22 protein-coding genes and 1 pseudogene are annotated in these 23,150 nt (G+C 61.6%); 13 read left to right on the top strand and 10 right to left on the bottom strand.

Features of this window, described 5'->3' with window-relative positions:
* Nucleotides 1–91: 91 nt before the first annotated feature.
* Nucleotides 92–616 carry a FecR domain-containing protein gene (locus tag ACVWY3_RS06455; RefSeq protein ID WP_456843302.1) on the top strand — a complete coding sequence of 175 codons (525 nt, stop codon included), beginning with the start codon at nucleotides 92–94 and terminating at the stop codon, nucleotides 614–616.
* A 75-nt stretch (nucleotides 617–691) separates the two neighbouring features.
* Nucleotides 692–2,581, top strand: coding sequence for a CHASE2 domain-containing protein (locus ACVWY3_RS06450; protein WP_456837719.1), 1,890 nt, complete (start codon nucleotides 692–694; stop codon nucleotides 2,579–2,581).
* Nucleotides 2,582–2,732: 151 nt separating this feature from the next.
* Here the strand turns inward: ACVWY3_RS06450 and ACVWY3_RS06445 are convergent, their stop codons facing one another.
* On the bottom strand, nucleotides 2,733–4,058 hold the full coding sequence (locus ACVWY3_RS06445) for a hypothetical protein (RefSeq protein WP_456837718.1): 1,326 nt from the start codon (nucleotides 4,056–4,058) through the stop codon (nucleotides 2,733–2,735).
* Nucleotides 4,059–4,288: 230 nt separating this feature from the next.
* Here ACVWY3_RS06445 and ACVWY3_RS06440 point away from each other — a divergent pair, with 230 nt between their 5' ends.
* The 7 genes from ACVWY3_RS06440 (at nucleotide 4,289) to ACVWY3_RS06410 (ending at nucleotide 10,221) form a co-directional block, all read left to right on the top strand.
* Nucleotides 4,289–5,032 (top strand): class I SAM-dependent methyltransferase, encoded by a 744-nt coding sequence (locus tag ACVWY3_RS06440; protein ID WP_456837717.1) that lies wholly within the window; start codon nucleotides 4,289–4,291, stop codon nucleotides 5,030–5,032.
* Nucleotides 5,029–5,871 (top strand): NAD-dependent epimerase/dehydratase family protein, encoded by an 843-nt coding sequence (locus ACVWY3_RS06435; protein WP_456837716.1) that lies wholly within the window; start codon nucleotides 5,029–5,031, stop codon nucleotides 5,869–5,871. The genes ACVWY3_RS06440 and ACVWY3_RS06435 overlap by 4 nt, the downstream gene beginning before the upstream one ends.
* 8 nt (nucleotides 5,872–5,879) lie before the next feature.
* Entirely contained in the window at nucleotides 5,880–6,845 is a 966-nt protein-coding gene (locus ACVWY3_RS06430) for an ATP-grasp domain-containing protein (RefSeq protein WP_456837715.1), read from the top strand.
* Complete coding sequence (locus ACVWY3_RS06425; RefSeq protein WP_456837714.1) at nucleotides 6,823–7,503, top strand: metallophosphoesterase family protein; 681 nt, start codon at nucleotides 6,823–6,825, stop codon at nucleotides 7,501–7,503. The genes ACVWY3_RS06430 and ACVWY3_RS06425 overlap by 23 nt, the downstream gene beginning before the upstream one ends.
* 9 nt (nucleotides 7,504–7,512) lie before the next feature.
* The gene (locus ACVWY3_RS06420; RefSeq protein ID WP_456837713.1) at nucleotides 7,513–8,487 is read left to right on the top strand and encodes a glycosylase; all 975 of its coding nucleotides are present in this window, start codon (nucleotides 7,513–7,515) and stop codon (nucleotides 8,485–8,487) included.
* Complete coding sequence (locus ACVWY3_RS06415; protein WP_456837712.1) at nucleotides 8,484–9,434, top strand: hypothetical protein; 951 nt, start codon at nucleotides 8,484–8,486, stop codon at nucleotides 9,432–9,434. Before ACVWY3_RS06420 ends, ACVWY3_RS06415 begins: the two co-directional genes overlap by 4 nt.
* A gap of 73 nt (nucleotides 9,435–9,507) precedes the next feature.
* Complete coding sequence (locus ACVWY3_RS06410) at nucleotides 9,508–10,221, top strand: class I SAM-dependent methyltransferase (RefSeq protein ID WP_456837711.1); 714 nt, start codon at nucleotides 9,508–9,510, stop codon at nucleotides 10,219–10,221.
* 138 nt (nucleotides 10,222–10,359) lie between these two features.
* On the opposite strand, the gene ACVWY3_RS06405 is transcribed toward ACVWY3_RS06410, so the two are convergent.
* A complete protein-coding gene (locus tag ACVWY3_RS06405) occupies nucleotides 10,360–11,100 on the bottom strand; it encodes a WbqC family protein (RefSeq protein ID WP_456837710.1) in 741 nt (246 codons plus the stop codon).
* A gap of 210 nt (nucleotides 11,101–11,310) precedes the next feature.
* On the bottom strand, nucleotides 11,311–12,066 hold the full coding sequence (locus tag ACVWY3_RS06400; protein WP_456837709.1) for a glycosyltransferase family 25 protein: 756 nt from the start codon (nucleotides 12,064–12,066) through the stop codon (nucleotides 11,311–11,313).
* Nucleotides 12,067–12,344: 278 nt separating this feature from the next.
* On the opposite strand from ACVWY3_RS06400, the gene ACVWY3_RS06395 reads away from it, so the two are divergent.
* Nucleotides 12,345–13,379 (top strand): dTDP-glucose 4,6-dehydratase, encoded by a 1,035-nt coding sequence (locus ACVWY3_RS06395; RefSeq protein WP_456837708.1) that lies wholly within the window; start codon nucleotides 12,345–12,347, stop codon nucleotides 13,377–13,379.
* 158 nt (nucleotides 13,380–13,537) lie between these two features.
* Nucleotides 13,538–14,746, top strand: coding sequence for a DegT/DnrJ/EryC1/StrS family aminotransferase (locus ACVWY3_RS06390; protein WP_456837707.1), 1,209 nt, complete (start codon nucleotides 13,538–13,540; stop codon nucleotides 14,744–14,746).
* A 38-nt stretch (nucleotides 14,747–14,784) separates the two neighbouring features.
* On the opposite strand, the gene ACVWY3_RS06385 is transcribed toward ACVWY3_RS06390, so the two are convergent.
* The 4 genes and pseudogenes from ACVWY3_RS06385 to ACVWY3_RS06370 form a co-directional block, all read right to left on the bottom strand.
* Complete coding sequence (locus ACVWY3_RS06385) at nucleotides 14,785–16,290, bottom strand: glycosyltransferase family 39 protein (RefSeq protein WP_456837706.1); 1,506 nt, start codon at nucleotides 16,288–16,290, stop codon at nucleotides 14,785–14,787.
* 6 nt (nucleotides 16,291–16,296) lie between these two features.
* Nucleotides 16,297–17,431, bottom strand: a pseudogene (locus tag ACVWY3_RS06380) (glycosyltransferase family 2 protein).
* A gap of 240 nt (nucleotides 17,432–17,671) precedes the next feature.
* Nucleotides 17,672–17,863, bottom strand: coding sequence for a hypothetical protein (locus tag ACVWY3_RS06375; RefSeq protein ID WP_456837705.1), 192 nt, complete (start codon nucleotides 17,861–17,863; stop codon nucleotides 17,672–17,674).
* Between the two features lie 112 nt (nucleotides 17,864–17,975).
* Nucleotides 17,976–18,356 carry a hypothetical protein gene (locus ACVWY3_RS06370; protein ID WP_456837704.1) on the bottom strand — a complete coding sequence of 127 codons (381 nt, stop codon included), beginning with the start codon at nucleotides 18,354–18,356 and terminating at the stop codon, nucleotides 17,976–17,978.
* A gap of 115 nt (nucleotides 18,357–18,471) precedes the next feature.
* Between ACVWY3_RS06370 and ACVWY3_RS06365 the strand changes: the two genes are divergently transcribed.
* Nucleotides 18,472–19,293 (top strand): DUF72 domain-containing protein, encoded by an 822-nt coding sequence (locus ACVWY3_RS06365; RefSeq protein ID WP_456837703.1) that lies wholly within the window; start codon nucleotides 18,472–18,474, stop codon nucleotides 19,291–19,293.
* Between the two features lie 109 nt (nucleotides 19,294–19,402).
* Nucleotides 19,403–19,864, top strand: a complete 462-nt coding sequence (locus ACVWY3_RS06360; protein ID WP_456837702.1) for a DUF488 domain-containing protein — start codon at nucleotides 19,403–19,405, stop codon at nucleotides 19,862–19,864.
* Between the two features lie 84 nt (nucleotides 19,865–19,948).
* Here ACVWY3_RS06360 and ACVWY3_RS06355 read toward each other — a convergent pair whose 3' ends face one another.
* The 3 genes from ACVWY3_RS06355 to ACVWY3_RS06345 all read right to left on the bottom strand — a co-directional run bounded on the left by ACVWY3_RS06355 (nucleotide 19,949) and on the right by ACVWY3_RS06345 (nucleotide 23,143).
* Nucleotides 19,949–20,863 (bottom strand): PhzF family phenazine biosynthesis protein, encoded by a 915-nt coding sequence (locus ACVWY3_RS06355; RefSeq protein ID WP_456837701.1) that lies wholly within the window; start codon nucleotides 20,861–20,863, stop codon nucleotides 19,949–19,951.
* A 122-nt stretch (nucleotides 20,864–20,985) separates the two neighbouring features.
* Complete coding sequence (locus ACVWY3_RS06350; protein WP_456837700.1) at nucleotides 20,986–21,879, bottom strand: amidohydrolase family protein; 894 nt, start codon at nucleotides 21,877–21,879, stop codon at nucleotides 20,986–20,988.
* A gap of 22 nt (nucleotides 21,880–21,901) precedes the next feature.
* A complete protein-coding gene (locus ACVWY3_RS06345; protein WP_456837699.1) occupies nucleotides 21,902–23,143 on the bottom strand; it encodes an MFS transporter in 1,242 nt (413 codons plus the stop codon).
* Nucleotides 23,144–23,150: the final 7 nt, after the last annotated feature.

Below are 23,150 nucleotides of genomic sequence, written 5' to 3'. Positions count from 1 at the left end.
GAGCGGCACTTTTCAGCAGCCTCTGCGTGTGATACGGTGCCGTATCGAACATCGCCTTGAACTGTGCCAAGCACGCAAAACGGAGGCTGGCATGAGAAGGTTTTCGCGCGCCGGGTTTTTGGCGTTGGCATGGTCGTTCCTGTCGATTGGATCCGCGATTGCACAGCCTGCAGCCCGTGCGGGCTGCAGCGCATCGCCAGCGGCCGCCGGCACGCAACTCTGGCGTTGCGACAACGGCATCACCATCGTTGCGGAAAATGGCGCCAGATTTGAACTTAAGGACGCCAACCGCGACGGACATATTGACTCCCTGGAGTTGAGCAGCAAGGCGCTGCTGGTCGAGGTGCCCAAGAAACCCGGCGGCAACCCCTTCAAGGTGCTGACGCCGCAGGCGATCGCCGCCGTGCGTGGCACCAAATGGGCGGTCGATGTCGCCGAGGCCAAGACCTCCGTGTTCGTTGCGGATGGCCGTGTCGGCGTGAGCCCCAGAGCTCGCGGGCGCGGCGTCGTTTTAGGCCCCGGCGAAGGCGTCGATGTCGAGGCAACCGCTCCGCTGACGGTCAAGACGTGGGGCCAGGCGCGTGTCGACGCGCTGATGGCAAGACTCGGACAATAAGGTCCGGACGAAAGGCCTGGGCCGGTAGGGCCGGCAAATGAGATTTGGGACAAGAGAAGATTGCAAAGCGACCGCATGAGTAGCCGACGCGTTCAGATCCTGGTGGCACTCGTTCTCACCGCGCTGTGGGGCGCGGGCATCTATGCTGCTCACGCCAGCGGCCATTTGCAGTTTCTCGACCGGATCGAGGCAACGCTGACCGATCTGCGGACCCAGGTTCGCGGGGTGCAGCATCCGCCCGATCTCGTCACCATCGTCGCGATCGACGACACCGTGATCAAGCGCGGCGGCAGCTATCCGCTGCCGCGCGCCGATCTCGCCCGCGTCGTCGACACCATCGTGCAGTTCAAGCCGAAGGTGGTCGCGATCGACCTGCTGCTGGTCGACCGCAGCGCCGCGATCGGCGATGCCACGCTGGCGAACACGCTCGCCACGGGCCCGATCGTGCTCGCCGCCGCCGCGATCTTCCCGTCCGCCAGCGAGACCGTGGAGTCCGGCAGCGAAGGTCCTCTCGCCGTCCTGCCGCAGGCCGAGCGCTTCCTGCTGCCGCTGCCCGCCTTCGCCAACCATGCCGAGGTCGGCGTCGTCAATGTCGCGACGGGCCAATCCGGCTCGCCGCTGTCGGTGCCAATGCTGTTCCGGACGCGTGACACGGTCGAGCTGTCGTTCCCGCTGCGCGTGGCGACGCGCGCGCTGGACAAGCCGCTGACGATCGCGCCGGACCATCTCATGCTCGGCGACCGCGCGGTGCCGACCGACACCGACTTTGCGCTGCCGATCACCTATTACGGCCCGCGCCGCACCATCCGCACCGTCAGCGCGCAGAGCATCTTCGACGGCACGCTCGATCGCGCCGCGATCGAGAACCGCATCGTCGTGATCGGCGCCGCGGTCGCCGGCGGCGGCGACTTCTATCCGACGCCGTTCGATTCCCTGATGCCCGGCGTCGAGGTGGTCTCGACCGCGATCACCCATCTCGTCGCCGGCGACGGCATCGTGCGCGACCGCAAGGTCCACATCGCCGACGCGCTCACCGCGATCCTGCTGCCGATGCTGCTGGTCGGCCTGCTCGCCTGGCGGCGCAGCGCGCTCGGCATCATGGCGGCGGCTATCGTGATGATCGCCTGGGCTGGGCTCAATCTGTTCGCGTTCACGCACGGCATCTGGCTGAATGCCGCAACCACGCTCGCCGCCGCGGTGCCGCCGCTTGCGGTGTTTGCCGGCGTGCAGCTGTGGGCGGGCGGCCGCCGCACGCAATATCTCGCCGCCAAGAGCCAGTCGCTGGCGCAATTGCAGGCACCCGCCGTGCAGGAGTGGCTGGCACGCGATCCGAATTTCCTGTTGAAGCCGGTCCGGCAAGACGCGGCGGTTGTCTTTATCGACCTCTCCGGATTCACGACGCTGAGCGAGAAGATCGATCCGGACGAGCTCCAGGATCTGCTGAGGGCATTTCACGCGCTGATCGACAGGGCTGCGGTCGATTGCGGCGGCATGATCACCGGATTCCTTGGCGACGGCGCCATGATCCTGTTCGGCCTGCCCGGCGCGATGCCCGACGATGCGGCGCGCGCGCTGAAGTGCTCGATTGACATCTATCGCAGCGTCGATCGCTGGATCGCTGCGCTGCCATCGGCGATCCGCGGTCAGCTCGGATTCAAGATGGGCGCGCATTTCGGCCCGATCATCGCCTCCCGTCTCGGCGAAAGCCATCAGCACATCACCGCGACGGGCGACACCGTCAATGTCGCGAGCCGCCTGATGGAAGTGGCCGCGCAGAACTGTGCGCGGCTCGCGCTGACCGACACGCTGCTAGATGCGGCCGACTTCCAGGGCGCTCCAGAGGGCATCCTGTCCGGCCCTCTGCTCACTCAGGTGCGCGGCCGTTCCGGCGTCGTGACCGTCTGGTTCTGGCGCGACCGGAACGGGCCGAACCAGATCAGCACCAAGGCCGAGATGATCGACTAAACCGCGATGAGATCGGGATGAATCGTCATCGCACTTTAGGTTGTTGTTTGCGCATGATCTTTCCGGAAAACCGCTTCGCACTTTTCCGGATCATGCTTTAGTGCCGCTGCGCCTTGCGCCTCAGCATCCCAAGCGCCGCGAGCTCTACCGACTAATTCGGCTCGCGTACGAGCCTCTTGAGATAAGCCGCCACGCTCTGGTCGGGGACAGCATCGACGCGCAGCCCTCGCTCGGCCCAGATTTTTCCCCAGAGATGGACGCCCGAAACACGGGGGTCGCTCAAGATCTCGAAGCCGTCCCGGCCTTCGGAGACCAGCAAGTCGATCTCGCAGCCGTCGATCGCATTGAAGGCCGTCGGCGGCAGGATCGACGACCGGAGCTGCTCGTCGTCAGACAGAAGCAGATATTCGCTGAGCAGCAACGGCCCCACCGCGCCGTATTCGACCCGCCGCTCGTTGAAAAGCCGCTGGAGCGACAGGGCATACAGATTGGCCATATGCAACGAGCCCTTGGGCGCGCGCATCACGCCGCCGACGCAGACATGGCCGTTCTCGACTCCCGACCATTGCGTGGAAAACACGTGCTCCGATGCGAAATCCAATGGCTTGAGGAGGACGATGTCCGCATCGAGCCACCACCCGCCGAACTCTTGAAGAACGGCATAGCGGAAGATGTCGCCGAAGTAGCGGACCTCGCTGTGCACGAGGGCATGATGGTAGGTCGACTTCGGCACGACGCTCTCCGCGTCGGTCACCACGATTCCAGGCGGCACGACCGCCTGCATGATGGCTACGTCATCGTAAGTGTACAGCTTGACCGGATGGCCCTGGCGGATCATCGACTGAAGCGAGAGATACGACATCTCGTTCAGCAGCATGTCCGACCAGAAGCAATGAATGGGATCGCGGGCCGCATCCGATCGCGCCAGGTTGCGAAGGTGAGGATTGAATTGCTCCGTCAGGGCATTCCAGCCGCCGCGGCGAGCAGAACGGCATTCCGCCAGGAACGGCATTTTTTGGTAGGCCCGCGCGATCACGAAGCACAGGTTCGCCTGGTTGCCGTGCCCCGCCCTGTTCAAGGCGTGGCCATAGTTCTCCCAGATTGACGGATCGACGGCATCGAGCTCCACCGCGCGCTGAAACGCTTCCAGCGCCTGCTCCTGCATCCCCTTGCCCTGCAGGGCGGCCCCGAACGTCGCAAGATACGTCGCCTTCATCTCGTTCGTGAGGGCGCGGCCGGCCCACTGGATCGCGGCATCGTAGTCGCCGTTGAGCAGCGACACACCGGCCATCAGATGAAGCAAGCCGGCTTGGTTTGCGTCTGCGGCCAGCCCTTCCCGGCAACGCGCTTCGGCCTGTGCAAGCTCGCCCGTCTTCAGGTGCCGCAGGCAGATCTGATAATGTTCATCCCGCGTCAGCGACCGCGGCTCCATCGAGATCTCGTTTGCTGTTGCGAGAGTGCCGTCGTGATAATTCATCGGGGACCTTCCAGATCATGGGACAGCAGGCAGCAACCCGCCTCCCAACTCTTCGGAAAGCTCGCCGCCTTTCGACTATCCGGCCTGTAGCTTGCACGAAGCTTGACACCGCCTTCGCCTCATCGCCGCGCCGCGTGGCGAATCAAAGGGGGCGCTGGTATGGCAGCAAATAGCGACCGGCGCACCTTGTCCGGTCTTTCGATCCGGTCTTCGGTGGAGAGGACGGTCATTTGACCACGAGCAATCAACTGGACGTCCATGTCGCGGCCTATCAAGGCAAGAACATCTACGATTTCGACAACGAAATTCTGCTGACCTGGTATCCGAAACGGATTGCTCACGTCGTCAAGGATCCGCGCTCCGTTCTGGATCTGGGACTGGGCCATGGTTTTGCCACCGAGATTTTCTCGGACCGATGCGCGCGCCATGTCGTTCTCGAAGGCTCTCCCGCCGTCATCCAGAACTTCAAGCTGAAATTTCCGGACAACAGAAGCGAAGTCATCGAAACCTACTTCGAGGAGTTCGATACCGAGGAACGATTCGATCTCATCGTCATGGGGTTCATCCTCGAGCATGTCGACGACCCCCTTTTGATCTTGAAGCGTTTTAGAAAGTTCCTGACAGCTACAGGCAAGCTTTTTGTAGCGGTCCCGAACGCCGAGGTCATGAACCGGAGGGTGGGCCATCTAGCGGGGATGCTGCCCGACATGGAGGCTCTCTCGGAGAACGATCTCCTCCTCGGGCATCAGCGCTACTTTACGGTCAGCTCACTCGCCAAGCTGGTGAGCGATGCCGGTTACAAACTTGAAAAACTGGAAGGTATCTATCTAAAGCCCCTCGCAACCAGCCAGCTCCTGTCGCTGAATCTCGCGGACAACATCATTCGGGCCATGTGCGAGATCGGAATTGACTACCCGGAACTGTCCTGTGGAATGCTGGCCCAGCTCACTCCAGTCGATCCGCCACGATCATGAGAGTCCTGCTCGTTGGGGGGACCTCTTCGCTGGCTCAGACGCTCATCCCGCTTCTTCGTGAACGGTGCGAGCTGCTGACGGCTGGGCGCAAGGGCTGCGATGTCGAACTGGACTTGAGTTCGCGCGACCTTCAAATTCCCGACGGGATCGACTGCGTCGTGAACGTGGCCGCGGCTTTCGGCGGCAGGGAACCGACCGACATCCTGCAAGCGATGGATGTTAACGTGCTTGGTGTGATGAAGCTCTGCCATGCCGCCTCGGAGGCAGGTGCAAAGCACCTCGTGCACATCTCCAGCATTTTTTCGGATCTCGGGAGCGCGTCTCCCTTCTTCGGCGCTTACTCGCTCTCAAAGAGGCACTCGGAAGACGTCGCGCGGTTTTGCAGCCGGGAATTCCACCTGCCGGTCGCGATCCTGAAGCCCTCGCAGATTTATGGTGTGGGACCAGGGTTTCGAAGGCACCAGCCATTCCTGTACGCCATCATGGACAAGGCCCAGGGCCATCAAGACATCAATCTGCTTGGCTCGAACGACCCGTTGCGGAACTTCATTCACGCGCAGGACGTAGCCAAAATCATCTCGGCCGTCATTGCGACGAAGATTGAAGGCACCTACCCTTGCGTGCACCCCGACAATGTCACCTACTCGCAAATTGCGGCGGCGGCCATCTCCGCCTTCGAGAGCAAAAGCAAGGTCACCTTCCTGAGAGACAAGCCTGACATCCCGAGCAATGGCTTTGCTTGTGACGAGACGCTGTTCCGACTGCTCGACTACTTTCCCCGCATCTCCATGGCGCGGGGAATGCAGATGGAAGCGGCGCATCGAAGGCAAGCGTCATGAGAACGATATTGGTCTCCGGCGCCGCGGGAATTGTCGGCTACGGAATCTTGCGCTCCCTGAAAAGATCGAACAACCCGACGAAGCTCATCGGCACGTCGATCTATGCCGACTCGGTGGCATCAGGATTCTGCGACGTCTTTGAACGGGTGCCAAGGACGGATGCGCCGGACTACCTCGATTGCCTTCTCGAGTTGCTGCGCAAGCATCGCGTCGACGTGGCGATCCCCGGCATCGATGCAGACATGTACAAATGGGCGGACCGACTGGCCGAGATTGAATCGACCGGAACCAGGGTCGTCCTGAATTCACCCGACCTGATCTCCAGATGCTCCGACAAATGGGCGTTTTACCAGCGCCAGCTCGAACTGAAGCTGCCCTATGCGATCCCGAGCCATCTGGAAATGGACTTCGACCTTCTCAAAGAGAAATGCGGCCTGCCGTTCCTGCTGAAACCTCGCCGGGGTTTCGGCTCCAAGGGAATCGTGGTGGTCGCAACTGCGGAGCAATTTGCCGGGATTGATCCCGCGACAAGGCCGATACTGATGGCCCAACCTATCGTCGGACGCGATGACGAGGAATTCACGGTGTCCGCGTTTTGCGATGGCCGTGGGAGCTATTCGGCGATCATGGCGCTTCGACGAAAACTCTCCAAGGACGGGTACACGGAAAAGGCCGAGGTCGTCGATGAGGCGGAGTTTTACGAAGCGGTTCGGGATCTATGTCAGGCGTTCTCTCCCGTCGGACCGACCAACTTTCAGTTTCGCAGGACCGATCACGGCCTGAAGCTGCTCGAGATCAATCCGAGGATCTCCTCGTCCACGTCGATACGCGCCGCCTTTGGATATAACGAAGCACTGATGGCGGTTGACATGGCGGTCGAGAACCGGATGCCGGTCCAGCCGGACATCAAGCGCGGTCGAGCCGTCCGCTATACGGAGGATCACATCTTCTATGAAAACAGCGTTCATCTCTGACATCCATGGGAATTTCGAGGCGCTGACGGCGGTTCTCGCCGAACTCGACCGCATGCGCGTGACCGAGATCTTCTGCGTCGGCGACGTGGTCGGATACTATTCCCAGGTGAACGAATGCTGCGACGAGCTGAAAAGGCGCGGCATCAAAAGCCTTCTTGGCAACCACGACTGGTACCTGGGCTTTGGCGGCTTTTGCATCCGATCCAAGAGCGTCAACGAATGTCTGGCCTATCAGCGCAAGGTGATCACGCCCGAGAATCTGAACTGGCTAAGGACGTTTCAGGTGCACATGCAAGCGGGGGACGCTCAAGTCGTACATGGCGGATGGTCGGACCCGATCGATGAATACATCAGGGAGCCCGACGAAGCCTATTTTGCGCGACTGCCCGGCAGCATGTTTGTAAGCGGCCATACCCATGTGCAAGGTGTCCATCACTTCGGCGGAAAGACCTATTGCAATCCCGGATCGGTCGGGCAACCGCGCGACGGCGATCCACGCGCGGCGTTCGCAACGTTCGACGGCGAGAGCTTCGAACTGCATCGGGTCGAATACAACATGCCGAAAGTATTCGAGCTGATGGAAGCCGCAGGCTTCAACGACCATTACTACGGCGGACTGAAGACCGGCGCGAACCGGCTTCGACGGCTCGAGGATTGAGATCAGACCATGCTGCAATGGCAAAAGCTTGGAAAGCTCTTTGACCCCCGCGACCATAAGGATCATCCTTGGATGCGCGAATTCGCGCAATCTCCAAGCGTCCTGATCTTCGACGATGTCGTCAGAGTCTATTTTTGCTCCAGGCCTGCGCCGGACGAGCTCGGCCAATACAAGAGCTACATTGCGTTCATCGAATTGGACCGAAGGACGCCGACGCGGGTGGTTCGAATTTGCAACGAACCGGTGATGAGACTCGGCGGGTGCGGAACCTTTGACGAATTCGGAACGAATCCGGTCTCGGTGATCCGGCACGACAACCAGATCCGTGCGTATTATGCGGGGTGGACGCGATGCGAGTCGGTCCCCTTTAACGCCGCCATCGGCATCGCCATCAGCAAGGACAATGGCGACTCCTTTGAGAGAATTGGCAAAGGACCGGTCCTTGCATACACCCCGGACGAACCGTTTCTCCTCGGAAGCCCGCGGATTCGAAGATTCAACGGCCAATGGTACCTCTGGTACGTCGCGGGCAAGCGGTGGCTGAAGACTTCGGGCAGGCCCGAGCCGGTCTACAAAATTCGCATGGCCACCTCCTCTGACGGATTGAGCTGGCGAAAGGCCGGCCTCGACTTGATCGAAGACAAGCTGGGTAAAGACGAATGCCAGGCGGGCGCCGACGTCATCGAACGGGCGGGCCGTTTTCACATGTTCTATTCCTATCGGCAGAGCCAAAACTACAAAGGCCGGGATGGCGGATATCGCATTGGCTACGCTGTTTCCGAAGATCTCACGAACTGGAACAGGAAAGACGAGGTCGCGGGAATGGAAGTTTCCGCCGAAGGCTGGGATTCTGAAATGGTGAACTATGGCCACGTGTTCGGTTTGGACGGCGAGACGTACATGATCTATCAGGGAAATGAGATGGGCCGCGCAGGCATCGGTTTGGCTCGCCTGCAGAACTCCCCGGATTGGTTCAAGCCATGAGGTGGAGGAAGCTCGGAAAGATTTTCGATCCCACCGAACATACGCTGCCAAACGATTGCTTGGAGTTTGCCCAGTCGCCGCAAGCGCTGGTTCTGAAGGATCGGGTGCGGGTCTATTTCTCAACTCGTAGACGAGACGAGGTCGGGAAATATCTGAGCCACGTCGCCTATGTGGATTTCGCCAGGAACATGGGCGAGATCCTCGATGTCTGCGACCACACGGTCATAGAGCTCGGCGAGCTCGGAGCCTTCGACGAGCATGGCATTTTCCCCATGCATGTTTTTGATGACGGCGACAGAGTGCTAGGATTCACCACCGGCTGGAATCGAAAGGCCTCGGTCAGCGCGGATTCATCGATTGGCCTTGCCGTAAGCACGGACGGCGGGCGGACGTTTCAAAAGCACGGACCGGGTCCGGTCATGACCGCCTCTCTGCACGAACCCTTTTTGATCGCCGATTCATTCGTGATGTCGATCGGCGGACTTTACTACATGTGGTATATTTTCGGAACGAGATGGAAATCGTTCTCCGAGACCGACCCACCCGACAGGGTCTACAAGATCGCCTGCGCCACATCCACAGATGCAATCAACTGGCAAAGGAATGCAAAGCAAATCATCGCTGATCGCATCGGCGACGATGAATGCCAGGCCTTGCCGACGGTATTCAGCCGGAATGACGTCTATCATATGTATTTCTGCTTCCGTCCCTGCCATGGCTTCCGGGAAAAAGGCAGGAATAGCTATCGTCTCGGATACGCCTATTCGCAGGACCTGATCAACTGGACGCGCGACGACTCGAAGGCAGGCATAGATCTTTCGCAGGAAGGCTGGGATTCGCAGATGCAATGCTATCCGCATGTTTTCGCCTGCGATGACAGAGTCTACATGCTCTACAATGGAAACGAGTTTGGCAGATTCGGTTTTGGATTGGCCGAATTGATATAAACGCGGAAGCTTCGAAAGACCCCTTATGTCGCAAATGAGAGACTACAATCGCGAGTTGAACGACACTGGCAACGTGGACAATCAGAAATACGCGTACCAGTTCGATTTCGATGTGATGCAGCCATTCATGATCCGATCCTTTGCGCCCTTCTTCAGAGGCGAAAGTCTTCTCGAATTGGGAAGCTACACCGGCGAATTCACCAAGAGGTTTCTGCCGTTTTTCGAAGATATAACCTGCGTCGAAGCATCGGATGTCGCGATTGCGGAAGCCAAGAGCCGTTTCGGTTCCAGGATTCACTTCATCAACTCGACATTTGAAACGGTGCAATTGCCGCGGCGATACGACAATATCGTGATGACCCACGTTCTCGAGCATCTTGACGATCCCCAACTTGTCTTGCGCTTGATCAACGAAAAGTGGCTTTCGGAACATGGGAGATTGTTTTTGGCATGCCCGAATGCGCATGCCCCATCGAGGCAGATTGCGGTCAAGATGGGACTGATCTCGCACAACTCCGCCATTACTCCTGCAGAAGCAGAGCACGGCCATCGCATCACCTATTCGTTGGATACGTTGGAGCGGGATGCGGTTGCGGCGGGTCTCAATGTGATCCATCGCTCCGGCGTGTTTTTTAAAGCCTTGGCCAACTTCCAGTGGGATCGCTTGCTGCAGACGGACATCATTTCGGAAGCCTATCTCGAGGGAGCCTACAAATTGGGCCAGCAGTATCCGGATCTCTGCTCGAGCATTTTCTTGGTTTGCGAACCCGGACGACCGAAGGCTTGACGCCGACGGTTTCTCCTCGGCTTAGCGACAGGGCCGGCTCCCGCCATTTACCCAATGGCGGGATTTTTCATGCAGGCGCGCACGCCGCGCGAAAGCGGTCGATCTGCGCTGCAAGCACCGGCTCAGCCAAACAGCCTTCTACATCTGGGAGAGTAAGCGCGGCGGTTCGGGGCAAGCGCCTCCAACCAGGTCGTAGTTGCCGGCTATGGCTTCCCGGAGCTTCGCAACCGAATTGAACATCAGCAGATCGACAATCGAAAGATACGGCACCTGGGCCTGGCCGAATTGCTCGTAGGGAAACGGCCTCGTTCGGAGAGCCCTAAATTCGATTCCGCGGGCTCCAAAAGCATCTGGATCATAGAGCTCGAGGCCGCCGATCGCGTTGATATATTGTCGTGCCCCCATCGCTTCGCACAATGCAAGGACCTTGTCCTGAAACTTGAGCGAATGGTCGATGGGAATCTCGGACGAGATCTTGAAGGCGGTCTTTAAGCCCAGATGCTCGCAAGTCATGCGCAGCGAATTGAAGATATAGCGAAACAGATTGGGGTCCTGAAAACCGACAATCTCTTCCAGAAGCGGAAAGGTCTCCTTGAAGAAAGGCGCGCTGCGATAGGCTCCCCGCCATTGGTTGAGCAGCTTTGCACGATCGAAATCGGCCGCCAATTCTCTGTCACGAATATCCAGGGCATCGGAATCCTTCTTCAACGAAAGTGAAAACAGGACGTCCTTTCCGTTGACCAGCATCCGGTTGCGGTTGATCCATCCCTTCTTGGTATATTTGATGTTGTCGTAGACGACAAACACATCGACCGCAGCAATGAGCTGATAGTAGCCGATGTAGGGAAGAAAATACGGCTGCATGATCGCGAGTTTCATTTTGTGCAACGCCCTGCCACCTGAAGAAGCTCATTCGCAAACTTCGCCCGCCACCGCCGAATCCATATTGGGGTCAACCGGCAGGCAAGCCGCCCGCCGAGCCGCGCAAAACGCACTCAGGCAATGATGACCGGCTCTCGATCTGCGGTCATCAGCTCTGCACCCGCGTAAAGGTGATGTGCATCTGGCGCCAAGTCCTAACCCGAAATCTTACCCCCAAGTCCGCGCGGCACTCGGGACATGACTTAGAGTCGTTGAGGTCGCATTATTGTTGCGGGGCACTACAAGGGGCGCCAAACAAGCATACGCCTTGACGAAGCGATAGATGCTGTTGCCCATCATATCGGCCCCCATCGTCGTCACTGCGCGGTTGCCAAGTGCCTCGATGGTCACCAGCCGATTGTCCATCGGGAGCCAATACGGATACATTCTCCGCGCTCCTGCAGGGGATAACACGTACCCGCCCGGCCCAAAACAGCAGTTCAACCTGAAGGCCGCAACCTGGGACGTCGCTCGCTGGAAAGCGGCGTCGCTCACGTCATCCGGGCGCTGCGGCCGAAAGATCATCATCGACTTCATGCCTGGCGCCAGCTCGATATCGAGTACCGAGTCCGTATTGCAGCCAAGTACCAGAATATCCCAGTCGCCAAGGGACGGAAGAAGCGTCTCCAGGCGCGCGAGAATGTCGTGACGGATCGTGCAATCGTCCTCAAACACGAGGGCCGGCTCATCCTGCTCGGCGACCATCTTCCATATCCGCGACATCGAGGCGGTACCACCGACGGCGCCCGGGGCGAACCGCGAACCGGGAGCGACGATCCCCATCGCCATGACTTCCTCCTCGGTCAATTTCAATCCGTCAACCGCTGGGAAACGTTCGAAGGCAATTCCGCAGCCTTCATTCCGTTTCAGGAATCTTTCGAACTTCTCCGGCTGGCGATCGAGATTGACGACGAAGTTCTTCATTTTTTTCAACCGTGGCGTTAAGGCGGATGCCGATGCGATCCATTAGCCAGCAGTCGCCCCTGATTCGCCATACCCGCACCATTCCAAATGTGCGTGTTTTCGGAAAACCCGCGCGGCGCGGCATGCTTCGCGCAAGCTAGGGACGATATCGGTGACCAGTAGACATCGTGGATTCGATATGACTGACGCTGCCGCCATGCATGACATTGGGCGACGTGGCGTTCAGCCTAGAACTCGGGCTTTCATGGCCTTGCAACGCGTTGCGAATAGGATTCCGAATGCGAACCGTTCTGGTTACCGGGGGTGCAGGGTTTATCGGTGCAAATCTGATTCACTACCTCATGGAGAAGTATCCCCTCGACAGGATCCTTGTCCTTGACGCGCTGACCTACGCGGGCGCCGTCGAAAATCTTCCGCCCGATATGGTTCGCTCGCACGACTCCCGCGGGGTGCTCTGGTACGGCGATGTTTGCAATGCCGCGCTGGTCGACACGCTTGTGGCAGAAGCCGATGTGGTGATCCATCTTGCGGCAGAGACCCACGTCACGCGCTCGATTCACGATAGCCTCCAGTTTTTTCAAACTGACGTGCTCGGAACTCAGACGCTTGCGAATGCGGTCGCCAGGTTCGGACGCAACATCAAACGCTTTGTCCATGTCTCGACGTCCGAGGTTTATGGAAATGCGGTCAGGGACATGATGGATGAAGATCATCCGCTGAATCCGATGAGCCCTTACGCAAGCGCCAAATGCGGTGCCGACCGGCTGATCTATTCCTATTGGGCTACCTACAATATTCCCGTTGTGATCGTTCGGCCTTTCAACAATTTCGGCCCGATGCAGCACCTCGAAAAGCTCGTTCCTCGCTTTATCACGAGCGCGATGCTCGACGAACCGCTGACGGTTCATGGCGGCGGCTGCGCGGCGCGCGATTTTGTCTACGTCGAGGATACCTGCCGCGCGATCGATCTTGTCCTTCAGGCCCCCGACGAGCTCGTCCATGGCGAAGTCTTCAATGTCGCGACCGGCCAACACCGCACGATCAACGAGATCGCCCACGACATCATATCCAAGATGAATTATTCGCCCGCGAAGATCGAATTTGTCGGCGACCGGCCCGGGCAGGTCGTGAGGCATACCGGTGATTGGTCAAAGATCAATCGCGTGCTCGGCTGGAAACCAAGCTTTAGTTGGCAGGATGGCCTCAACCGGACGATCGATTGGTATCGCGAGAATACGGAGCGGTGGTCGCGGCAGCTTTGGCTGCGGAGAATCCCGATCACGTCGGCGGCAGGAAAGAAAGAGTATCACTAGTCGACCTGCCTCCCTGTTTGGCTGTGTTTGCAGGGGAAGTTGCCTCAACTGCGAGTGCATCAAACCCGCAGCGGCTTAGAATGTGCATGGTTGCCGCGAGCTGATGTCGGTCGCGAGTACCCGTGGCGTGGGCATGTCACATCACCATGGAGCCAAAGTTGCAGGACTATATCGCTATTCGTCGTAGACTGGAGGGGGCTGACGCGGTGGTGCCTGAATTTCCGATGCCCCGGGCACAAAATCCTCTCAACATCGTGCGTCCAGGCTTTCCAAAAACAGAGCAGTTCCTGGCCGCCTTTGAGACGGCGCTGGAAACCGGCCAGGTCGCGAACAATTCCCGTTGGGTCGTCGAATTTGAGAGACGTTTGAGCGAATATCTGGGTGTCCCCTCCCTCGTCTTCTGCAATGGTCAGATCGGGTTGATGGCCATGCTGCGGGGCGCTGGAGTCACCTCTGGCGAAGTGATCGTGCCGTCATTCACGTTCTGCGCCACACCTCATGCTGTCGAATGGGTGGGCGCCGAACCGGTCTTCGCGGATATCCTTGACGATCTGACCATGCGCCTCGACCCGCAGGACGTGGAGCGCAGGATTACGGATCGCACCGTCGCCATCCTTGCCGTCGACGCCTACGGAGTAGCCAGCGACTACGCTTCGCTCGCCGACATCGCCAGGCGCCATAAGCTCAAATTTCTTGTCGATGGCGCGCCCTCGTTCGGCACCCGCGTCAATGGCCAGCCGGTCGGGAGATTCGCGGACGCGCAGATGTTCAGCTTCCACGCCACCAAGACCTTCTCGACCATGGAGGGCGGATGCGTCTGCAGCGACGATCCGGAATTGCTCGCCCGCGTCAAAGCGATACGCAACTTCGGGCAAATCGACAGTTCCGATTGTGGTGAGCCGGGCCTGAACGGCAAGATGCTGGAAATATCGGCCCTCATCGGCATCGAGCAGCTCAAGACGTTCGAGCTCGCCGTTGCGACACGCCGTCGGGCCGTCGAGCGCATGCGCCGCGGGCTTTCCGAAATTCCCGGCCTGCTGGTGGGGCGAGAGCCCGCAGGTGTAGAGGCGAACTGGCTATTCCTGCCGGTGGTTGTCGACGCCGAGCAGTTCGGACTCGATCGTGAAGCGCTGGCATCGGCGCTCGAGAAATGTAACGTCTTCGTCCGGAAGTATTACAGCCCGCCATGCCACCACATGACGGCTTACAGGACTCAGAACGACTTGAAATTGGACGTCACGGAGCGAACTGCCTACAACGTGATTGCGCTGCCCGTTTATAATGACATGACCGATGACGAGTGCGATCTCATCGTCGCCGCCCTGCAGTACGTGCACCAATCGTCCCGTGGCGCGAACAAGCCTTAAGCACAAGAGAAAATAGACGTCAGCCCGAACATGATCGCTCAAGGCACAAGTTCAGGCGGCGGCGAGCGGTCCAGCGCGTCGCCCCTGGCGCCTTCGAGCAGATCGATGCCGTAGGTTTCGACGACGAGCGGCCCGCGCTTGCGTTGCAATTGCGCAACCCGTGTCACCCGCGCGAACAGGTCGTTGAGAGCGGGATGGTCGCCTTCGCGCAGCTCATCGACGAAGAGCAGCTTGCCGGCCAGCAGCTTTGGATCGGGCTCGCCCATGTTGACCCAGCGAATGCGCTGGTTCTGCTGCGCCACGCAGGTGCCGCGCGGCAGGTAGAAGGCGAGCCAGCTCGTCGTGCCGTAGTCGGGCGCGAGCACGCAGGCGGCGCCGGTGCGGACGCGCACCGCCTCGATCTCGGCCGCAAGCTCCCGCCAGCCGACGCCGACGCTGCGCACGGTCGCATCGCGTCGATAGCCGGACAGCCAGCCGGTGTTGGCCTGCACGATGAGCGCGGCAAACATCACGATGCCGGCCGGCGCGGCCCAGCGCAGGCAGAAATCCACCAGGCGCCGCTGGCGCGGCGGCCACTGCACGAGATTGGCGGCTGCCGCCGCGGCGACGACGAAAGGCGGATAGACCGGCGCGAACCAGTTGGCCTCGACGCGGGCGTGCAGTGAGTGCCAGACGAAATAGACGACGATGGTCCAGAACATCGTCTCGATCAGCACGCGCGAGGCCAGCGCGCCGGCCCGGCGCCAGGTCAGTGCGTGTAGTCCCATCGCGCCAAGGATGAAGACCAGTGGGGTGGCGAATGCGATCTGGGTCGGGATCAGCTCGGCGATGAAGACGGGGCGGAAGTCCTCGATTTTGGCGCGGCCGAGCTGCTTTGCGAACGAGACCCACTGATGGTCGGCGTTCCAGAGGATCACCGGCGAGAACAGCGCGAGCGCAACGAGGCCGCCGAGATAAGGCCACGGCGAGAGGAACCAGCGCCGCAGCTTCGGCACCGCAGCGAGCCAGATCAGGATCGCCGCGCCAAAGAACATCGCGGTGTACTTTGACAGCAGCGCCGCGCCGACCGCGGCACCGACGGCAAGCCACCAGACGCCGCGGCCGGTCTCCAGCACTTTTGCGAGGAAGAACAGCACGAAGCTGGAGGCCACCAGGAGCGGCGCATCCGGCGTGACGATCAGCGTACCGACCGAGGCCATCATAGTCACGTTGAGCAGGATGGCACTGGTCGCCGCCACGCGCGCCCCGCCGAGCAGGATCGCGGCGGAGCGATAGATCGCATAGCTCATCGGCAGCGCGAGCAGGATCGAGACCAGACGGACGCCGAGCTCGGTGTCGCCGGCAATCATGGTGCCGGCACGGATCACAAAGGCAACCATCGGCGGGTGGTCGTAATAACCGCCGGCCAGGCTCTTCGACCACATCCAGTAATAGGCTTCGTCAAAGGTGATCGGCGTGAACCCCGCCGCGACGAGGCGCAAGGCGACCAGCGCGACGATCACCAGCGCGGTGTTGCGGACGATCCGCGCGTCTGCCCCGCCCATCTTGCGCTATTTCTTGCGCCAGACGAACAGTCCGGACATCGCGTAGTTCCAAACCACGCCCATCAGCGCACCGGCCATGCCGGCCAGCCACCAGATCGGCTCCTGGTCGTAGACCGAGAAGGCGACGCCGACGTTGGCGAGCAGCCCGACGCTGCACACGATGTAGAACGCGATCAGGCCGCGCAGCAGCGCAAAGCCCTTCAGCCGCTGGTCGCGATAGGTGAGGAAGTTGTTGAGGACGAAGTTGCTGGTCATGGCGACGATGGCGCCGGCGGCCTGCGCCTCCGCGAACGGCGCCTTGAACAGCTGAAGGGCGATGAACAGGGTGGTGAGATGCACCACGAGACCGATGCCGCCGACCATGGCGAACAGGATGAAGCGCAGCGAGACGATGTCGTTGGTGAGCTTGGCCAGCAGGAGACCGAGGAAGTCGAGGGCGACCATGGAATCGAGCTTGCTCTCGCCATGCTGGCGGGCACCGAAGGTGTAGGGAACCTCGACGGTGCGCAAGCCGCCTTGCGCGCTTGCGACGACGTCGAGCAGGATCTTGAAGCCGTGCACCGACAGTTTCGGCGCGAGCTGCTCGAAACGGTCGCGGCGCATCATGAAGAAGCCGCTCATGGGATCGGCGATCTCGACCCGCAGCATCTTTCCTGGCGAGCTCGGTCGCCAGCGCGCTGGCGCCGGCGCGCTGCTTGTTGAAGCCTTCGCTCTTGTAACCCTCGATGTAGCGGCTGCCGACGACGAGTTCGGCCTGCTCGCTCGCGAGCAGCAGCAGCATCTTCGGCAGCTGCGTCTCGTCGTGCTGGAGGTCGGCGTCGATCACGGCCACATAGGGCGCGCTGGAGGCCAGGATACCCTCAATGCAGGCGCCGGACAGGCCGCGGCGGCCGATGCGGCGGACACAGCGCACGCGGCTGTCGCACTGGGCCAGCGCGCGCACGACGTCCCAGGTGCCGTCGGGTGAATTGTCATCGACGAACACGACCTCCCAGAGGACGTTGGCGAGGGTCGCCTCGAGCCGCCGGTACAGCACCGTGACGTTGTCGCGCTCGTTGAAGGTCGGGACGATGACCGACAGTTCCGGCGCCTCGTGAGCCTGTGGCGGGCTGTCGATGCCCGGTCTGATCGCTTCATTCATGACGGCAGCGTATATCCGCCGCGTCCTGCGCTGCCAAGCCGGGGTTTTCTCTGGGACTGGGCCCGAAGGGGCCCCAAAATGCCAACGACCCCGGAACGGCGGACCGCGCGTACATCCGGCGCAGGCCCAAGCTATTCCAAGGTCGTCCCAGCGCCGGAGTTTTCGCTCAACGTCGCCGTTAAATGCTAGATAGGAACGACAAACCGGCTTCGCAAGGGGCGAAAGGGTTGATTTTCCGCCCTATTGGTTGGGGACTTCCTTGATCACCGGGCCGCGCGGCGCGGGGGCTGCGGGTGCCGCCGGGGCAGGCTCGACCTTCGCCGGCTTGGGCGGCTTGCCGTACTGGCCGATCGGCCCGAGGACGACGGCGACCGCAAGCACGATCGCCGCGACGATCGCGCCCAGAATGCCCCCCACCGACTCAGACGACATGGGACCCTTCCCTGTTCCAGATGCAGTGAGTGATACCACGGATGCGCGCTGCACCGAAAGGCCCCGGGGCGAATAGCGATAGGCGCACCGCGAGGAGCGATTCGCCACTCCCCTATTTCGTGGGCGCGCGGCGCTTGACGAAGGCCGTCACGATATCCTTCTGCGCCGATTCGACGGCCCTGTTCGCGGTGGCGAGATGCGCGGCGGAATCGATGCCCGGGTATTGCGTCGTGAGATAGTCGAGTAGCGCTACCCGGTAGTACTGCCGCTCCGACGGACAGGCGCCGGCAACCGAGCGGCCAAAATCCTGTTCCGACAGGCCCTGATTGCTGTCGCGCGAGTACTCCCGCGCCAGACAATGCCAATAATCGTCTCGGCCCTGCTGGGCGAGCTTCTGTGCGCTCTTTGCGTCGTCGTCATTCGCGATGGCCGAAGATGTCATGGCAGGAGAAGTCATGATGACGAGCGCCGTTCCCACCACCAGCATCCGCATCTTGATCTCCTTTTCGCGGGTCACCTCGCAAGCTTAGACCGGAGGCGGCAACTGGCCAATCACATCTGGTTTGACTAGGATTGAGGTCCCTTCCCGTCGATGCGAGATCCCTCCCGTGGCCAAAGCGAAAACCGCGTCCAAAAAATCCGGCAACATCTTCATCGGCATCGGCGGCTGGACCTTCGAGCCCTGGCGCGGCGTGTTCTATCCGGAGAAGCTGGCGCAGGCGAAGGAGCTGTCCTACGCCGCCTCGAAGCTGACCTCGATCGAGATCAACGGCACTTATTATGGCTCGCAGAAGCCGGAGAGCTTTCGCAAATGGGCGAGCGAAGTCCCCGACGGATTCGTCTTCTCGGTGAAGGGGCCGCGCTTCGCCACCAATCGCCGTGTGCTCGCGGAAGCCGGCGATTCCATTAAGCGGTTCTACGATTCCGGCGTGCTGGAGCTCGGCGACCGACTCGGGCCGGTGCTCTGGCAGTTCGCGCCGACGAAGAAGTTCGACGGCGCCGATTTCGGCAAGTTCCTGGAGCTGCTGCCGCGCAAGCTCGACGGCCGCGCGCTGCGCCATGTCGTCGAGGTCCGCCACGACAGCTTTTGCACGCCTGACTTCATCGCGCTGATCCGCGAGTTCGAGACGCCGGTAGTGTTCGCCGAGCACGGCAAATATCCGGCAATCGCCGATGTCGCCAGCGACTTCGTCTATGCGCGGCTGCAAAAGGGCAACGACGAGATCAAGACCTGCTATCCGCCGAAGCAGCTCGATGCCTGGGCCGAACGCTTTCAGGCCTGGGCCTCCGGCAGTGAACCCGATGACCTGCCAAAGGTTGACAAGGCCAAGCCAAAGAAGGAGCCGCGCGACGTGTTCGCCTATGTCATCCACGAGGGCAAGGTCCGCGCGCCGCACGGCGCCATGGAACTCATCGCGCGCGTGAGCTGAGCGGGCTACCGCCTATGACACTCTCAGTTAAGGCCACGGAAGCTTCCACAGCGTCATGGGGGACAAGCCCGGGCATGACGACCTCCCGTGTCGTGACCTGAGGTGTCTCATGGCCAAAGCGAAGAAGCTCTTCACCATCGGTTATGAGCAGACGCCGCCCAAGGCGGTGCTGGACGAGCTGGAGCAGGCCGGCGTCAAGCTCGTGGTCGACGTGCGCGCGGTCACCTCATCGCGCCGGCCGGGCTTTTCCAAGAAGCAGCTCGCTGCCGGCTTAGACGAGCGCGGCATTGCCTATGTCCATCTCGCAGCGCTCGGCACGCCCAAGGAAGGGCGCCTTGCCGCGCGCAGCGGGCAATATGACGTGCTGGAGAAGATCTTCTCGAAGCACCTGAAGGCGCCTGAAGCCAGGGAAGCGATGGACGAGCTTTCGGCTCTGGTGAAGAAGGCCGGGCCCGTCTGCCTGCTCTGCTACGAGCGCGATCACACCCACTGCCACCGCCAGATGATCGCCGAGATCATCGAGGCGCGCGATGGAGTGGCGGTGAAAAATTTGGCTGGACGGCAAGTCTGATTGTCGTTCCGGGCAGCCCGCAGGGCTGAACCCGGAACCTCGAGATTCCGGGCTCAGCGCTTCGCGCTGCCCCGGAATGACAACCTACCCCTCCCCCGCCAGCTTGAACGTCCCCTCCATCATCTGCACGCAGCTGCCGCCGACATGGGCGGAGACGATCTTGCCGTCCCGCTTGCGCACACGCGTCCGGAGGATGCTGGGCCGCCCCATGTCAAAGCCCTGGCCGATGGTGAGCTTCAATTCGCCATCACGAATGGGATCGAGATCGGCGAACAGCGCCGCGGCGGCGACCGTGGCGCTGCCGGTGGCGGGGTCTTCGACGAGACCGGAGGCGCCGCGCATGAACATGCGCGCCTGCCGTTCGCAGGGCGCCTCCGCTGGCGGCACGTCGCACGTATAGAGCCACACAGAGCGGGCACCGTCGCGCGGCAAGACCTTGCTGTAGGCCACAGCATCGGGCCGGGCCCGCTTGAGCGCCTCGCGCGAATGCAGCTCCATCACCAGGAACGCGTTTCCGACGGTGACGACATGCGGTGCGTGGTTGTCGGTCTTGATGTCATCCGCACTCAGCGAGATGCAGCTCGCGGCCTCAGCCGGTGACAACGGCGCATACCGCGCCAGGGGCTGCGGGGCGGTGAGCTCGGTCCTGATCACCCGACCCTGCTCTCGTACGATCTCGACCGGCACGAGACCGGCCTTCTCCTCGAACAGCAGGCGCGGCTTCGGCTCCTTTGCCATCGAGGCCAGCACGAAGGCGGTGCCGACATTGGGATGGCCGGCAAAGGCGATCTCCTGCACCGGCGTGAAGATACGCACCTCGGCGTCATTGGCCTTGTCGCGCGGCGGCAGCACGAAGGTCGTCTCGGAATAGTTGAACTCGGTCGCGATCGCCTGCATCTGCGCGGTCGACAGCCCGCCGGCGTCGAGCACCACGGCGAGCTGGTTGCCGCCGAAGGCGCGGTCGGTGAACACGTCGACGGTGATGTAGCGGCGCTGCATCGTCACTTCCCCATGCAAGTCGCGGCCACGACCGGCCGCATCGCGCGGCAGTCTACAGGCCTACGACATCGTCCGTCATGTCCCAAAATTCGGAGCAATCGGAGCAATGGCGCAAGCGGGAGTCAAAAGCGGAAGAGCGACCGTGGTGACGCCAATACTTGCGCCCGCACCGCCGCATCAGTGATCAGCGTGTCGAGAAATTGCCGGTTCTTCTGGTAGCTCTGCGAAGCCTCGAACTGCGTATGCGGCCAGTCGCTGCCCCACAACAGGCGATCCACGCCGTAGGCGTCGCGCAACAGCGGATAGGCCGCTTTCGCAAAATCTTCGCCGGCCGCGCCGTTGCGATACGGTGCCGAGATCTTGACCCAGACGTTCCTCGCGGCGCCGAGCTTCAGCACCGACTGGAAGCCGGGATCGGCGACACCAAGCTTAGGATCGGGCAGCGCGTAGTGATCGAGCACGACCGTGACGCCATGATCGAGCAGTTGCAGCGCGAGCACGGCGAGATCTGACGCATTGCGCTGGACCTCGACCTGCCAGCCCATGGCTTTCACGTTTGCGAGCAGTGCCTTCCATTCGACGGCGGCGAGATCAGGCAAGGGCTGGCCGACGAGATTGAGACGAATGCCGACCACGCCGGTGCGGTCGAGCGCGCGCAGCTCGTCCGCCGTGACGGTGGGATCGACCACGGCTATGCCGCGCAGGCGCCCGGCCGCCTGCTTCAGGCTCTCGACGAGGCACGAATTGTCGGTGCCGAGAAAGCTCGGCTGCACCAGCACGCCATGCGTCATGCCGTTGCGATCGAGCTGCGCCAGATAGAGCGCCAGCGGCGCGTCGTAGTCCGGCGCATAGCGCCGGCCCGGTGCGAGCTTGAGGCTGCGGTGGAAGACATGGGCGTGGGTGTCGATGGTCGGCAAGGCCGGCTCACTCCTGAGTGTGCTCGCACCCACCGTGGCGAGCGACGCGAGACCCGTGCCGAACTGGCGGCGCGTGAGGCCGCGCTGGGCAAATGTCATGGTAGCTACTCCCCATCCCACATCACGCAGGCGTTGACGCGGCCTGCTCGAACACCTTGCCGCGGGTCTCGGGCAGCAGCAGCACCGCGATCAGCACCAGCGAATAGGCGAAGGCCGCATCGATGCCGATCGCGGGTCCAAGCCCGATGTGATCGCTGAGGAAGCCGACCAGAAAGGGGAATGCCGCGGAGACGACGCGCCCGAAATTGTAGCAGAACCCGACGCCGGTGCCGCGCACGCCGGCGGGATAGAGTTCGCTGAACAGCGCCGCCATGCTGGCCGGGATGCCGGCCGAGAAGAAGCCGAGCGGAAAGCCCAGCACCAGCATCTGCCCATTCGTCAGCGGCGCGAAAATGTAGATCAGCACTGTGATGATGCAGGCGCTGGCGAAGAAGGCGACGTTGGCCCGGCGGCCGATCCGGTCGCTGATGATGCCGCTCGCGACGCAGCCGCAGAAGAAGGCGGCGATGATGACGGCGAGATAGCCGCTGGAGCCCAGCACCGAGAGCTGCCGCACTTCGCGCAAGTAAGTCGGCAGAAAGGTGGTGAGTGCGGCGTAGCCGCCATGAGCGCCGATACCGAACAGGCCGCCGATCAGCGTCGAGCGCAGCACGTCGCGATGGAAGATGCCGGACAGAGTGGCGAAGAACGGCGTCTTCTCTGCGGCCACAGATCGCGGCGGCTCCTTCAGGCCGCGGCGGATGAAGATGATGAGGAGCGCCGGCAACAGCCCGAGTGCGAACAAGAGCCGCCAGGCGATATCGGCCGGCGCATAGGTGAAGACCACTGCCGAGAGCAGCACGGCGGCGCCCCACCCGACGGCCCAGGCGCTCTGCACCGAGCCGAGCGCCTTGCCGCGATGCTCGGGGCGGATGATCTCGGCCATCAGCACCGCGCCGCAGGCCCATTCGGCGCCGAAGCCGAGGCCCTGGATCGCCTTGAGGATCAGGAGCTGGGTGTAGGTCATCGCGAAGGCGCAGGCGAAAGTCGCGAGCGCAAAGGTCGCGACCGTGATCTGCAGCGCCTTGACGCGGCCGAAGCGGTCGCCGAGCGCGCCGCCGATCCAGCCGCCAAATGCGCCGAAGAACAACGTGATCGAACCGAGCAGGCCGGCATCGGCCTTGCTGATGCCGAAGGCCGCGATCAGCGCGGGGATGGCGAGGCCGAACATCTGGACGTCGAGCGCATCCAGCGCCCAGCCGCCAAAGCTTGCCCAGAACGTGCGCCGCTCCAGCGGCGAGCTTTCGCTGTACCAGTTCGACATGTTTTCT

The sequence above is a fragment of the Bradyrhizobium sp. USDA 4486 genome (assembly GCF_054057995.1).
The sequence above is the reverse complement of the archived record's forward strand: the minus strand, read 5'-3'. Positions and strand labels throughout refer to the sequence as shown.

What these genes read in the sequence shown, in the direction of transcription:
- ACVWY3_RS06435 (WP_456837716.1), top strand. Translation starts at nt 5,029, where the DNA reads ATGAGAGTCCTGCTCGTTGGGGGGACCTCTTCGCTGGCTCAGACGCTC.
- ACVWY3_RS06370 (WP_456837704.1), bottom strand. Translation starts at nt 18,356, where the DNA reads ATGCGGATGCTGGTGGTGGGAACGGCGCTCGTCATCATGACTTCTCCT.
- ACVWY3_RS06420 (WP_456837713.1), top strand. Translation starts at nt 7,513, where the DNA reads ATGCTGCAATGGCAAAAGCTTGGAAAGCTCTTTGACCCCCGCGACCAT.
- ACVWY3_RS06395 (WP_456837708.1), top strand. Translation starts at nt 12,345, where the DNA reads ATGCGAACCGTTCTGGTTACCGGGGGTGCAGGGTTTATCGGTGCAAAT.
- ACVWY3_RS06345 (WP_456837699.1), bottom strand. Translation starts at nt 23,143, where the DNA reads ATGTCGAACTGGTACAGCGAAAGCTCGCCGCTGGAGCGGCGCACGTTC.
- ACVWY3_RS06385 (WP_456837706.1), bottom strand. Translation starts at nt 16,290, where the DNA reads ATGGGCGGGGCAGACGCGCGGATCGTCCGCAACACCGCGCTGGTGATC.
- ACVWY3_RS06425 (WP_456837714.1), top strand. Translation starts at nt 6,823, where the DNA reads ATGAAAACAGCGTTCATCTCTGACATCCATGGGAATTTCGAGGCGCTG.
- ACVWY3_RS06450 (WP_456837719.1), top strand. Translation starts at nt 692, where the DNA reads ATGAGTAGCCGACGCGTTCAGATCCTGGTGGCACTCGTTCTCACCGCG.
- ACVWY3_RS06415 (WP_456837712.1), top strand. Translation starts at nt 8,484, where the DNA reads ATGAGGTGGAGGAAGCTCGGAAAGATTTTCGATCCCACCGAACATACG.
- ACVWY3_RS06445 (WP_456837718.1), bottom strand. Translation starts at nt 4,058, where the DNA reads ATGAATTATCACGACGGCACTCTCGCAACAGCAAACGAGATCTCGATG.
- ACVWY3_RS06400 (WP_456837709.1), bottom strand. Translation starts at nt 12,066, where the DNA reads ATGAAGAACTTCGTCGTCAATCTCGATCGCCAGCCGGAGAAGTTCGAA.
- ACVWY3_RS06455 (WP_456843302.1), top strand. Translation starts at nt 92, where the DNA reads ATGAGAAGGTTTTCGCGCGCCGGGTTTTTGGCGTTGGCATGGTCGTTC.
- ACVWY3_RS06360 (WP_456837702.1), top strand. Translation starts at nt 19,403, where the DNA reads ATGGCCAAAGCGAAGAAGCTCTTCACCATCGGTTATGAGCAGACGCCG.
- ACVWY3_RS06350 (WP_456837700.1), bottom strand. Translation starts at nt 21,879, where the DNA reads ATGACATTTGCCCAGCGCGGCCTCACGCGCCGCCAGTTCGGCACGGGT.
- ACVWY3_RS06405 (WP_456837710.1), bottom strand. Translation starts at nt 11,100, where the DNA reads ATGAAACTCGCGATCATGCAGCCGTATTTTCTTCCCTACATCGGCTAC.
- ACVWY3_RS06375 (WP_456837705.1), bottom strand. Translation starts at nt 17,863, where the DNA reads ATGTCGTCTGAGTCGGTGGGGGGCATTCTGGGCGCGATCGTCGCGGCG.
- ACVWY3_RS06355 (WP_456837701.1), bottom strand. Translation starts at nt 20,863, where the DNA reads ATGCAGCGCCGCTACATCACCGTCGACGTGTTCACCGACCGCGCCTTC.